Origin of the sequence: Pseudomonas sp. GM78, from assembly GCF_000282475.1 — a bacterium.
Lineage (GTDB): Bacteria > Pseudomonadota > Gammaproteobacteria > Pseudomonadales > Pseudomonadaceae > Aquipseudomonas.
Window position 1 is genome coordinate 39,017 of sequence record NZ_AKJF01000055.1, and the last position, 12,151, is coordinate 51,167.

Here is a 12,151-nt window from a genome sequence, read left to right on the forward strand (position 1 = left end):
AATCAGTCAACTTTATGCCCCCGCCTTGAGCGGGGTTTTTCATTTCTGGAGAGTCCCCATGGCCGATATCGCCATTTTTGACGACGAAGCGTTCACCGTTACCGCGCTCACCGCTGCACTCAATGAACAACCTTACCTGCCGGGCCGCATCAGCGCGCTGGGTCTGTTTCGCGAAGAAGGTGTCACGACCCTGACCGTACAGATTGAAAAGGATGGAGACACCCTGGCGTTGGTACCGGCCGGTGAGCGGGGGAGTTCTGGCCTGGTGGTCGCAGCCAGCAAGCGCAACCTGATTCCATTCAACACCGTGCACTTGCCCGAACGCTTTACCATCAAGGCCGACGAGATCCAGGGCATTCGCGCCTTCGGTACCCGCACCGAATTGCAGGCGGTGCAAGACGTGGTCAATGCTCGCCTTGCGAAAGCACGTCGTCAGTTGGACGCGACGCATGAGTTCCAGCGCATGGGCGCCCTCAACGGCCTGATCCTTGATGCCGATGGTTCGACGGTGCTGTTGGACCTTTATGATCGCTTCGGTGTGCAGCGACAGAAGCTGCCCATGGGCCTGGCCGATCCGGCTACCGAGCTGCGGGTCAAATGTGGCGAAGCGCTGGATATGCAGGAGGATGCGCTGGGCAGCGTCACCAGCACCAGTTCCCGTGCCTTCTGCGGTAAGAATTTCTGGAACAAGCTGATCGTTCACAAGGCGGTCAAGGAGACTTACCTCAACAGCCAGCAAGCAGCGGCCTTGCGTGGTGATGCCCGGGAGAGCTTCGAGTTTGGCGGCATTATCTGGGAGCGCTACCGTGGAAAGGTCGCGGGTGTGTCGTTCGTGCACGACGACAAGGCGTTGCTGGTCCCTGAGGGCGTGCCGGATTTGTATATCTCGGTGTTCGCCCCGGCCGACTACATGGAAACGGTCAACACCCAGGGCATTCCGTACTACAGCATGATCGAGCCACTGCCGTTCAACAAAGGCATGGCCGGTGAAGCCCAGTCCAACCCGCTGCACCTGTGCACGCGACCCCGCGCTCAGATCCTTTTGGAACTCTGACCATGGCCTTTCGCGACCTGATAGCGGAAGTCGATGCGGTGGTGTTCGAGACTCTGGGCGACACCGCGCGTATCGAGGGTCGCGACGAGCCGGTCCTTGGCATGTTTGCCGCACCCTGGCTTCAGCCAAAGTTCGGCAAGCTCAACACGGGCCTGCGCGAACCTCGGTTCGAGATTCGCGTCAGCGATTCGCACGGACTGGAACAGGGTCTGCTGGTCACCATTGAATTGCCCGAGTTGGACGGTGGCGGCGAGTACGACTTGCTGCAGCTTGAGCCGAGCGGTGACGGCCTGGTCGCCTTAATCTTGAGGATGCGTGCATGAGTGTCGGTAGCTATTTCAAGCCATCGGCTGCTGGCGGGATGCTTTCTATCCAGTCCTCGGCGGTGGACCTGAAAGCCCTCGAAGAATTTGCCAAGGTGGTGCCCAAAGCCGCCGCCGCAGCTCAACGTCGGGCGATCAATAAAACCTTGGGTTGGCTGCGCACCCACATTGCGCGAGCAGTCAGCCGGCAAGAGCGCATTGCCGTTGCTGCGGTTCGGCAGCGCTTGCGCAGCTACCCCGTCACCGGCGGGTCCACCAGCGGCAAGTTGTGGTTCGGTCTCAACGCCATCGAGTCCAGCCGGATCGGTCGAGCGCGACAGACTGGCCGCGGGGTCTCAGTGGCCGGGCGGCGGTACCAGGGTGCCTTCCTGAAGAAGGTCTATGGCAACAAGCCCGACATCTGGATCCGCACCGCGAGCAAGCACTTCAATGCGGACGACTACCCCGATAGCACAGTGTCGGGGGGCGGGGGTGTCAGTTCGGGATGGGTCGCGGAAAACGGCAACCGCTTTCCACTGGTCAAAGCCAAAGTATCGCTTGAGCAAGCCCGTCCGCACTTCCATACCTGGATCAAGCGGGCCGACGCTCGGTTGCTAGAAATCCTGCGACAGGAATTCAACTTTGAGCTGCAGAAGCACCTGAAGAGGATCGCCCATGTCTGAGGAGCCTTTTCGCCTGGACCACCTTTATCAGGCGATCGAGCAGCATCTGTCGAGCAATCTGTCTGGCATCAAAGCGGTGACAGCCTGGCCCAACATCAAGGATCGCATTGCGTTGCCGGTGGTGTTCGTTGAATTGTCCGAAATGGAGCCGGGGGACGATATTGGTACCGGCGAAACGACCCTGGTCTGTCGGTTCGAAGCGAGGATCATCGTTGATCCCATCCTCCCCAAACACTGCCAGCAGGCTGTTCATTTGGCCGCACAGTTGGCAGTGTTGTTGCGCATGCAAACCTGGGGTTTGGCCGTGGAGCCTGCCGAGTTCGTTCAAGCCACACAGGATTGGACCAGGCCGGAGCTCGACGGTTACATAGTCTGGCTGGTGGAGTGGACTCATCAAATCTATCTGGGCGTTGAAGAATGGCCTTGGCCGGATGAGCCGCCCGGCTCGTTGGTATTCGGTTTTAGCCCGGACACCGGCCCAGGCCATGAGGGCAAGTACGTCGCGCCCGAGTTGTTGGAATGAGTGGGTATGCGTTAGCGCAGCATGATCGGATGCTTGCCGGCGTGGCGCTGGCCACTTACGTCGTCGCCCTGGATCTTACAGGGTCACCGCCGATGTGCCGCGTCTCTAATGGCGAGTGGACCAGCGCCTGGGTGCGCTGGCACAGCCTCGCGGCCGGCAAGGCCCGCCACTGGCGCGCGCCCAGCATGGGCGAGCAGGGCATGTTGATCAGCCCCAGTGGCGACCCGGCGCAAGGCACCTTTGTGCCTGGCCTGTACGGCGATGCCGGCCCGCCGCCGGACAACCGCGACCATGTGGAGGTGTGGCGGTTCGACGATGGTGGCTCGCTGGTCTACGACTGGGAGGCGAACACGTACACCATCACGCTGCCAACCGGCACCGTCACCATCAAGGTGGGGGCTTCGGTAGCGACCGTTACGGATAACGCCGTGTCGGTCGAGTCGACGGCCATCACCTTGAAAGGGGCGGTGAAGGTTGACGGCCCGTTACTCGTAACGGGCGCGGTCACCGGTCAATCCACAATCATGGATGCCGCTGGCAACAGCAATAACCACTCGCATTGATAGTGACCTTCCTACAGCCCGCCGCGTGCGGGTTTTTTTATGCCCGGAGAACCCATGTCGAAAACCAAGGAAGTCGCGCCGGCTGTTGTGGCTGCGCCGAAAACCACCCGCTTTCGCGACAAGTTGTACACCTCCCGCAAGGTGATTTTGCCGGACGGCGCGTCGCTGTCCGTGGTCCAGGGCGTGGCCGAAGTTGAGAGCGATGACGCCCCGGCCTTGGCGCATATGCAGGCGCACCCCGAGTTTGAGCCCCTGGAGTAACCACCATGATTGGAATGGATCGCCACACCGGCCTGCCGTTGTCTGGCCTTGCCCATTTGCGGCAATCCATTGCAGACATTTTGACCACGCCACAAGGCAGCCGGCGGATGCAGCCGGAGTACGGCAGTTTGTTGCGCCGCTTCGTCGATCTGCCGGCGACAGCCGGCTGGCGCAGCGCCGTTCAGGCCGAAGTCAGTCGGGCGATTGGTCGCTGGGAGACTCGGTTGAAACTTGAATCGGTTCGCGTCACGGCTGTGCTCGAGGGGCAAATCACCTTTGAGTTGAAAGGTGAGTACCTGGGCGACAGTGTTTTATTGGAGGTTTCAGCATGAGCGCGGTGGATCTGTCAGCACTGCCAGCGCCCGAGGTGGTCGAGCCTCTGGAGTTTGAGGAAATCTACGCCGAAGAGCTGGGCACCTTCCGGGGGTTCATGGGGGATAACTGGACCGCCACCCTGGAAAGCGATCCGGTGACGAAACTGCTTGAGCTGGGGGCCTATCGCAAGATGGGCAACCGCGCCCGGGTCAACGACGCCGCCAAGGCCGTGTTATTGGCTTACGCGCGCCGCTCCGACCTCGACCAGTTGGCGGCGAACGTCAATCTGAAGCGACTGGTGATCCAGGCCGAAGACACCAGCACCGTGCCGATCACGCCTGAGGTGCTGGAAGAGGACGACGCCCTGCGCGAGCGTATCCAGCTGGTCTATGAGGGGTTGACCACGGCCGGGCCGCGTAACAGCTACATCCTGCATGCGCGCAATGCGTCGGGGCTGGTGGCGGATGCCACCGCCGAAAGCCCCGCGCCGGCCACGGTGGTGGTCACCGTGTTGGGCCGCGATGGTGCGGGCGAGGCGCCGCAATCGTTGCTCGATCTGGTTTACACCTACCTGAGCGATGACAACATCCGCCCGGTTGGTGATCGGTTGATTGTGCAAAGCGCCCAGGTGCTGCCCTACCAAATCAACGCCATTTTGCACATGGTCGGCACGGGGTCGGAAAACGAAACCATTTTGGCGGAATGCCGCAAGCGGTTGGCCGCCTGGATCAATCCCCGGCGGCGGGTGGGGGCGGAGATTGCGCGGTCGGCCATTGATGCGCAGTTGCACATCGCCGGGGTTCGGCGCGTAGAGCTGGTGGGCTGGTCGGACATTTTCCCGAGCCAATCCCAGGCGGCCTACTGCACAGGTTTCACCGTTACGAAGGGTGATTGACATGAACAGTCTATTGCCCCTCAACAGTACGCAGCTGGAGCGCGCCATTGAGGCCGCGACCGTTGAAGCCACCCCGGTGCCGCTGCGCCTGCTCTACAACGCGGACACTTGCCCGGTCGAGCTGTTGCCGCATTTGGCGTCGGCCTGGTCGGTGGACCGCTGGGACGAAAAATGGTCTGAGGCGGTCAAGCGCAACGCCGTGCGGTCTTCGTTCTATGTCCACGCGCACAAGGGCACGATCGGCGCGCTGCGGCGGGTGGTTGAGCCGCTGGGCTATCTGATTGAGGTGGTCGAGTGGTGGCAACTTAACCCGACCGGGATACCCGGCACCTTTGCCTTGAAAGTGGGCGTGCTCGATACCGGCATCACCGACCAGATGTATCAGGAACTGACGGCGTTAATCGATGACGCCAAGCCGGTCAGCCGGCACCTGATTGGCCTTGCTATCAGCCTGGAAACCACGGGCCGCATGTACCTAAGCGCCTCGATTTCCGAAGGCGACGAAATTGACGTTTACCCGCCGGACCCACGAGATATTGAAGTCTCGGGAGTGATCGGTCGTGGGGGACGTGAAACCACTATCGACACCCTGGATGTTTATTCATGATCGATTCGAACTCACAGTTTTACGCCATCCTGACGAATGTGGGGGTCGCGAAACAGGCCAACGCCAACGCCCTGGGGATTGCCTGGAAGATCACCCAGATGGGCGTCGGTGATGCCAACGGCGCCGACCCCCAGCCCAGCGCCACCCAAAAGACGCTGATCAACGAATGGCGGCGCGCGCCACTGAATCAGCTGATCCAAGACGCGACCAATCCGGCGATTATCATTGCCGAACAGGTCATTCCGGCTGAGATCGGCGGCAAGTGGATTCGGGAAATCGGCCTGTACGACGTGGACGGTGATCTGGTCGCTGTTGCCAACTGTGCGCCGTCGTTCAAACCGCTGTTAGCGCAAGGCTCTGGCCGCACGCAAGTGGTGCGGATGAACCTGATTGTCAGCAACTCGGCCAGTGTCGAGCTGAAAATTGACCCCGCGGTGGTGTTGGCGACTCGCGAGTTTGTCACCTCGGAGCTGGCCAAGCAGGACTTTAAAAGCTCGGTGCTGGTGTGTACGACGGGCAATATCGCGCTGACCGGTTTGCAGACGATTGATGGCGTGGCAGTTACCGCTGGCAAGCGCGTGCTGGTCGCCAAGCAAACCGCCGGTAAGGATAACGGCATCTGGGTGGCGGCTGCCGGGGCCTGGACCCGGGCGGCTGATGCGGACAAGTCGGAGAAGGTAACGCCGGGGCTGCTGGTGCATGTCGAGCAGGGCACGCTGTACGGTGATAGCGGCTGGCAACTGATCACCGATGGTGCCCTGTCCCTGGGCGTGACGTCGCTGAGCTTTGAAATGGTTTGGGGTCGTACCGGCGTCACGGCGGGCACCTATCGCAGCGTGACCGTGGATAAAAACGGGCGTGTGGTAGCCGCCACGAATCCGACGACCGTGGCGGGCTATGGCCTGACCGATGTCTACACCATGAGTCAGGTGGACGCGGCGCTGGCCGCACTGGTTAACTCGTCACCCGCCGCCCTCGACACGCTGAATGAATTGGCGTTGGCGCTCGGTAACGATCCGAATTTCGCCGCCACCATCACCAACTTGCTCGCCCAAAAAGCGCCGATCGCCTCGCCTACACTGACCGGCGTGCCGAAGGCGCCGACCGCTCCCGTAGGGACTGCATCAACGCAAATCGCCACGATGCAGGCCATCATTGATGCGCTTGCCAGCGTCGGCCTGGGGTTAAGCGCAGGCGCAAATAACATTGCAGCAGGCACTGACCTCAACACGATCCTAAAGTCGGGCGTGTATGGGCAAGGTGTAACGGCCAATGCCACGCTGGAGCTTAACTACCCGGTAGCCAAAGCCGGTACGTTGTTTGTACTGCGCGGTGGCGCGGTGATCGTTACTCAGCTCTACATGGAATTTAACACCGGCCGGATCTGGAACCGAGGTATCTACAACGGCGCACCGTCCGAGTGGTCGATGGGCTGGGACACTTCGAGCCTGGTTAAGACCGATTCCCCGCTCGACACCACCCCTGGGCGCATGCTCAAGGTTGGAGACTACGGGATCGGCAATTGGAACGGCGTTAAAGTGGCGTTCACGACCAATAACGACTGGTCGAAGCCTGCGGGATGGTCGGGATTCATTGATGTAACCACCTCGAAAGCCAACGGCTGCACCGTTCCCGTGAACGCGGCCGGCGTTAGCCCTACTTACGGGATTTTCTCAATCCTGGGGCGGCGCGACTCTAACAACGGCTATGTCGGTATGTTCGTCGACTACGCGAATGGCCGTACCTGGATGTGCCATTGTGCGGTTCTGGCTGATGGCCCGACCTGGCGCGAAATTTACACCCCATTGAACGTCAGTCCGTTCATCCAGACACTGCTTGACGATGCTGACCAGACCACCGCCCTGGCCACGCTCGGCGTTCCTGGGCTCGTTTCTGGGATGATTCAGGGCGTCACCAGTAAAAACGTGGGGGGTGGGGTAAACGTCACCCTCACAGCGGCCGAGGCGAATGTTGGCGTTTTGTGGTTCACGGGCGTCCTGACGGCGAACATCAGCGTGATCGTTCCCGCTGGCGCGGGTATGTGGACTGTAGTGAACAGAACTACGGGCGCTTTCACTCTGACCCTTCGTCAGGGGGCTCTTGCTAATCCGGGGGTGGTGGTCCCGCAATCCCGTCAGATGCAGGTGGTTTCGAACGGCACGACCACCCTGAGTCAAACCAACACCGCGTTCAGCAGTGCGGAATTCTCCGGCGAGGTTCAATCGCTCGGCAATAACGCGATGCGTCATATTCAAGGCAATTACGGCTCTTTTTGGCGCAATGATGGCGCTAGCCTGTATCTGATGCTGACGGACAGCGGCGACCAATACGGCAGCTACAACGCACTCAGGCCGTTCGCCGTCAACCTGGCAACGGGCAAAGCCAGTCTGGCATCTGGCGTCAACATGCCCACCATGCCACCGGGGACAAACACCACGGACGGCGCCACTTGTGGCTTCGTCCAGGCGGCTTTGGCGGCGCTCGTCAGCTCGTCGCCGGCTGCACTCGACACGCTGAATGAGTTGGCGCTGGCGCTCGGTAATGATCCGAATTTCGCCACTACCATGACCAACCTGCTGGGGACCAAGGCGCCGCTGGCGTCGCCAGCGCTGACCGGCGATCCAAGGGCACCAACACCAGCGACGACGGACAATGACACGTCGATTGCGACGACGGCATTTGTTCGCGCGGTGATGGCCTTGTTTGGCCTTGGTACCGATACGGCGCCGCTGGTCGCAGATGCTAACGACATCACGCTGTCGGGCCTAAGCCGACTTAACTCCGACGGCCTTAATTTGCCGATCGCGTCCTCGTCGCCGGTAACGCTTTTTACCCAGCGATTTAGTAGCACGGGCGCGCTACAGATCTGCAATGTCTTGGCCTTCGGCGCGGGCGGGAGGATGTTTTGGCGGATTCAAGCCGGTAGCACTTGGGGCGCCTGGCGCGAGGTGGCGGCGACCGATAGCCCAGCTTTCACCGGCACGCCAACCACACCAACGCCAGCCACTAACACCGCTGGTCAGCAAGTGGTCAACCAAGACTACGTTCGGGCGTGGACCCGTAAATTCATTGGTGCAGGTGTCGGTGGTTTGGGTTCGGCTTACACAGTGAATCCCAATCAGGTGGGCCTGTGGTTCAACATCACCACGCCCGGTGCGGTAATTACCCTGCCGGCGACTGATACGGTTCCGTCTGGCTCGACATTCCTGTTTCGGAATATCTCCGGCAATTCAAACGCCACGCTGTCGTCAACCAGCACCTTTAGCGCTGAGACGACGGGTGCGACCTTAATCCTCGCCCCTTATGAAGTGGTCGAGGTGGCCGCGAGTGGAGGATCGTACGTTGTAATTAACCGCGGCTCGATGGCGCAGGGTGCGCGGATTGATAGCCCGGCCTTTACCGGCAACCCGACCGCGCCAACGCCGGCGCAAGGCGATAACGACACCTCAATTGCAAACACTGCGTTTGTAACCACGGCTATCAGCGCAAGTGAGAATAACCGTGTGGGTGAAGTCACGCACTTTGCGATGTCCACGCCGCCACCGGGTTACTTGAAGCGTAACGGCGCTTGGGTATCTCGCACTGCTTACGCCGCGTTGTTCGCAAAAATTGGGACAACCTACGGTGCGGGCGATGGCTCCACTGTGTTCGCACTTCCGGATTCGCGGGCAGAATTTGACCGGGGCTGGGACGACGGCAGAAACGTGGATACAGGGCGCGTGTTCGGCTCTGCGCAGGCCAGCCAGAACCTGAGCCACACCCACACGGGCTCGGCCATTAACGGCGGCGCGCATAACCACCAGACAGCTTTTGTCAGGGAGAAAATTGCCGCGAACATGGTTACGGAAGGTGGTAACGCCGTCTTTGGCGATGAGATGACGGACGGTCCGCAGTATCTGACCACATCAGACCACCCAGGCCACACGCACATGCTGATGATTGCCAACAGCGGCGGCAATGAATCGCGACCAGTCAACACCGCGTTCCTGGCCTGCATTAAATATTAAGGATGGTGAAAATGAACGACGAATTTTTCCCGGAAGATGAAGTCATGCCGGTTGAGTCCCCTGTGTATTGGTGGCTGGTGGAGGGGGTGACGCCGCCCGTGATCTGTAATGTTGATCGCATTACCGGTGAATTCATCGGCGTGGGCGAGGCCGACTACAGTCCGCTAGAGCCAGGGGTGTGGCTTGTCCCGGCGAATGCCTATCAGTGCGAGCCGCCCGTGCTTGCAACGGGTTTCGCGGCCATCCGCACCAAAGACGGAGCGAGCTGGCAGCGGGTGCCCGACCATCGCGGTTTGACGGTTTACAGCACCGCCACCGGCGAGGCGGCCGTGTGGAGCGCCCTCGGCGAGCTACCCCCGGAGTGGACCCTGGAGGCGCCCAGTTCTGAGTTTGACGAATGGGTCGATGATGAGTGGGTATTGGACGAAGCGGCCCAAGCGGCAGCGTTGACTAAAGTCGCTGCGCGCAAAAAGTCGCTGTTGGCGCAGTACAGCACCAACATGATCAACACCCTGCAGAACGCGGTCGATCTGGAAATGGCCTCGGCCGGCGAGGTTGAAGCGCTGAGCGCCTGGAAGGCCTACGGCGTTTATTTGAACCGCATCGAGCCGAGCGCCGAACTGACGCCAGGTGACTGGCCATCCAGCCCGAACGATACCGCCCTGGCGGGCTGGCTTGAGGCGCAAGGCTTCGAAGAGCCACCGCCGTCAGCGGTCACTACACCCGCTTAAACGCCCCGTAATCCGGGGCGTTTTTGCATCCGTCCTGTTTTCCCAAGCCCCGACAGTGCCGGGGCTTTTTCATGTCTGGAGATTGGCTCTATGAGTGGTTTTTTTCACGGCGTTACCGTAACGAACGTCGACACCGGGGCGCGTAGCATTGCGCTGCCGTCGTCTTCCATCATTGGCTTGTGCGACGTGTTCACGCCCGGGCCGCTGGCTGAGGGCACCCCGACCGCCCTGGCCAACGAACTCAAGCTGATTACCAACGAGCGCGAAGCGATTGCCGCCTGGGGTGCTGGTGCGCCTATTACCAAAGCCTGCCAGGCGATTTTTGCGCGGGCCAAGGCGGTGATCGTCGGTTGTGGCGTCGGCAAGGTGGTCGAGGCGGCGGGGCAAACCTCGGCGATCATTGGCGGCGTGTTGGCTTCTGGCCAGCGCACCGGCCTGCAAGCGCTACTGGACGGTAAAAGCAAGTTCAACGCCCAACCCCGCCTGCTGATTGCGCCCAAGCACACGGCGACCCTGGCGGTGGCGACCGCCCTGGACGGCCTGGCGGCCAAGCTGCGCGCCATCGCCATCATTGATGGGCCGAACACCACCGACGAGGCCGCTGTGGCTTACGCCGAAAACTTCGGCAGCAAGCGCGTGTTCATGGTCGATCCGGGCGTGCAGTTCTGGGACACGGTGGCGAGCCAGACCATTGATGCGCCGGCCTCGGCCTGGGCGGCGGGCATGTTTGCCTATACCGACGCGGAGTACGGGTTTTGGGCATCGCCGTCCAACAAGGAAATGGTCGGCATCACCGGCACGTCGCGCCCGGTGGAATTCCTCGACGGTGATGAAACCTGCCGGGCCAACCTGCTCAACAACGCCAATATCACCACGATCATTCGCGACGACGGGTTTCGCCTGTGGGGCAACCGCACCATGTCGAGCGACAAAAAATGGTCGTTTGTCACCCGCGTGCGCACCATGGATATCGTCATGGACGCCATCCTGTACGGGCATAAATGGGCGGTCGACCGGTCGATCACCAAGACCTATATCAAGGACGTCACCGATGGCCTTCAAGCCTTCATGCGCGACCTGAAAAACCAAGGCGCGATCATCAATTTCGAGGTCTACGCGGACACCGAATTGAACACGGCCAGCCAACTGGCCGATGGCAAGGTGTTCTGGAACATCCGGTTCACCGACGTGCCGCCTGCTGAAAACCCGAATTTCCGTGTCGAGGTCACTAACCAGTGGCTGACCGAAGTGCTTGAAGCCGCCTAAGGAGGCCGTCCAATGATTCCGCAAACCCTTTCTAACACCAACTTGTTCGTCGACGGCACGAACTTCACCGGCGACGTGCCGTCGCTGACGCTACCGAAAGTGACGGTGAAAACCGAAGAGTATCGCGGCGGCGGTATGGCCGGCCCGGTCGAGATGGACATGGGCCTGGAAAAGCTCGAGGCCTCGTTTGTCACCAACGGCGTGCGCCGTGAGTCGCTGAAGTTCTTTGGCCTGGCGGATCAGACCGCGTTCAACGGTACGTTCCGCGGCTCGTTCAAGGGCCTCAAGGGCGCGATCACGCCGGTGATTGTCACCGTGCGCGGCATGCTCAAAGAGGTGGACATGGGCGACTGGAAGCCCGCCACCGTCGCGGAAATCAAGCACGCGATTGCCGTCACTTACTACAAGTTGGAAGTCGACGGCCGCTTGATTTACGAAATCGACATGGTGAACGCGGTACGCGTGATCGATGGCGTTGACCAACTCGCAGACGAACGTGCGGCCCTGGGCCTGTAAGGATTAATCATGAGCACTACACCTGAAAACAAACCGTTGCCGAGCTGGCTGGTGATGACCGACGAGGGCGTCAACATCGCGTTCAAGTACAAGGCGCAAGTCAATGACATGACCGTGGACAAGCTGTTCATGCGTGCGCCGAGCATCCGTGATAACCGCAAGGCGCAGGCCGTGGCAAACGGGGATCGTGAGATGCACGAGTTTCACCTGTTCGCCAGCCTGACCGACTGCCCGGTCAAGGATATCGAAGGCTTCAAGGAGCGCGACTATCGCCGTCTCCAAGAAGGTTATTTTCGCCTTGTCGAAGAGACTGAGCTGTAACCCCGAAACCATGAAGATGGCGGCCAAGAAACTCGCAGCGGAAACCGGGTTTTCCGCTGCCGAGATTCAGGGCATGCCGTTCAATGAAATGATTTGGTGGCTCACGG

The 12,151-nt window shown here is 60.6% G+C and carries 14 protein-coding genes; all 14 read left to right on the forward strand.

Features of this window, described 5'->3' with window-relative positions; all coding sequences use genetic code 11:
- Positions 1 to 58 precede the first annotated feature (58 nt).
- The 14 genes from PMI35_RS26225 (at position 59) to PMI35_RS26165 (ending at position 12,044) form a co-directional block, all read left to right on the forward strand.
- Positions 59 to 1,054 (forward strand): major capsid protein, encoded by a 996-nt coding sequence (locus PMI35_RS26225; protein ID WP_008056048.1) that lies wholly within the window; start codon positions 59 to 61, stop codon positions 1,052 to 1,054.
- A 2-nt stretch (positions 1,055 to 1,056) separates the two neighbouring features.
- The gene (locus tag PMI35_RS26220) at positions 1,057 to 1,377 is read left to right on the forward strand and encodes a head-tail joining protein (RefSeq protein WP_008056049.1); all 321 of its coding nucleotides are present in this window, start codon (positions 1,057 to 1,059) and stop codon (positions 1,375 to 1,377) included.
- Positions 1,374 to 2,039 (forward strand): hypothetical protein, encoded by a 666-nt coding sequence (locus tag PMI35_RS26215; RefSeq protein ID WP_008056051.1) that lies wholly within the window; start codon positions 1,374 to 1,376, stop codon positions 2,037 to 2,039. The genes PMI35_RS26220 and PMI35_RS26215 overlap by 4 nt, the downstream gene beginning before the upstream one ends.
- The gene (locus PMI35_RS26210; protein WP_008056053.1) at positions 2,032 to 2,562 is read left to right on the forward strand and encodes a hypothetical protein; all 531 of its coding nucleotides are present in this window, start codon (positions 2,032 to 2,034) and stop codon (positions 2,560 to 2,562) included. Before PMI35_RS26215 ends, PMI35_RS26210 begins: the two co-directional genes overlap by 8 nt.
- Positions 2,559 to 3,125: a phage baseplate assembly protein V gene (locus PMI35_RS26205; RefSeq protein ID WP_008056054.1), complete on the forward strand. Its 567-nt coding sequence runs from the start codon at positions 2,559 to 2,561 to the stop codon at positions 3,123 to 3,125. The genes PMI35_RS26210 and PMI35_RS26205 overlap by 4 nt, the downstream gene beginning before the upstream one ends.
- 54 nt (positions 3,126 to 3,179) lie before the next feature.
- Entirely contained in the window at positions 3,180 to 3,386 is a 207-nt protein-coding gene (locus PMI35_RS26200; protein ID WP_008056056.1) for a hypothetical protein, read from the forward strand.
- 5 nt (positions 3,387 to 3,391) lie between these two features.
- Positions 3,392 to 3,718 (forward strand): GPW/gp25 family protein, encoded by a 327-nt coding sequence (locus tag PMI35_RS26195; protein WP_008056058.1) that lies wholly within the window; start codon positions 3,392 to 3,394, stop codon positions 3,716 to 3,718.
- Positions 3,715 to 4,596 carry a baseplate assembly protein gene (locus PMI35_RS26190; RefSeq protein ID WP_008056059.1) on the forward strand — a complete coding sequence of 294 codons (882 nt, stop codon included), beginning with the start codon at positions 3,715 to 3,717 and terminating at the stop codon, positions 4,594 to 4,596. The genes PMI35_RS26195 and PMI35_RS26190 overlap by 4 nt, the downstream gene beginning before the upstream one ends.
- Position 4,597: 1 nt before the next feature.
- Positions 4,598 to 5,203, forward strand: coding sequence for a phage tail protein I (locus PMI35_RS26185; RefSeq protein WP_008056061.1), 606 nt, complete (start codon positions 4,598 to 4,600; stop codon positions 5,201 to 5,203).
- Positions 5,200 to 9,210: a phage tail-collar fiber domain-containing protein gene (locus PMI35_RS35200; RefSeq protein WP_008056062.1), complete on the forward strand. Its 4,011-nt coding sequence runs from the start codon at positions 5,200 to 5,202 to the stop codon at positions 9,208 to 9,210. The genes PMI35_RS26185 and PMI35_RS35200 overlap by 4 nt, the downstream gene beginning before the upstream one ends.
- Before the next feature lie 11 nt (positions 9,211 to 9,221).
- Positions 9,222 to 9,941, forward strand: coding sequence for a tail fiber assembly protein (locus PMI35_RS26180; protein ID WP_008056064.1), 720 nt, complete (start codon positions 9,222 to 9,224; stop codon positions 9,939 to 9,941).
- Between the two features lie 90 nt (positions 9,942 to 10,031).
- A complete protein-coding gene (locus tag PMI35_RS26175; RefSeq protein ID WP_008056065.1) occupies positions 10,032 to 11,207 on the forward strand; it encodes a phage tail sheath subtilisin-like domain-containing protein in 1,176 nt (391 codons plus the stop codon).
- Positions 11,208 to 11,219: 12 nt separating this feature from the next.
- A complete protein-coding gene (locus tag PMI35_RS26170) occupies positions 11,220 to 11,723 on the forward strand; it encodes a phage major tail tube protein (protein WP_008056067.1) in 504 nt (167 codons plus the stop codon).
- Between the two features lie 9 nt (positions 11,724 to 11,732).
- A complete protein-coding gene (locus PMI35_RS26165; protein WP_008056068.1) occupies positions 11,733 to 12,044 on the forward strand; it encodes a phage tail assembly protein in 312 nt (103 codons plus the stop codon).
- Positions 12,045 to 12,151: the final 107 nt, after the last annotated feature.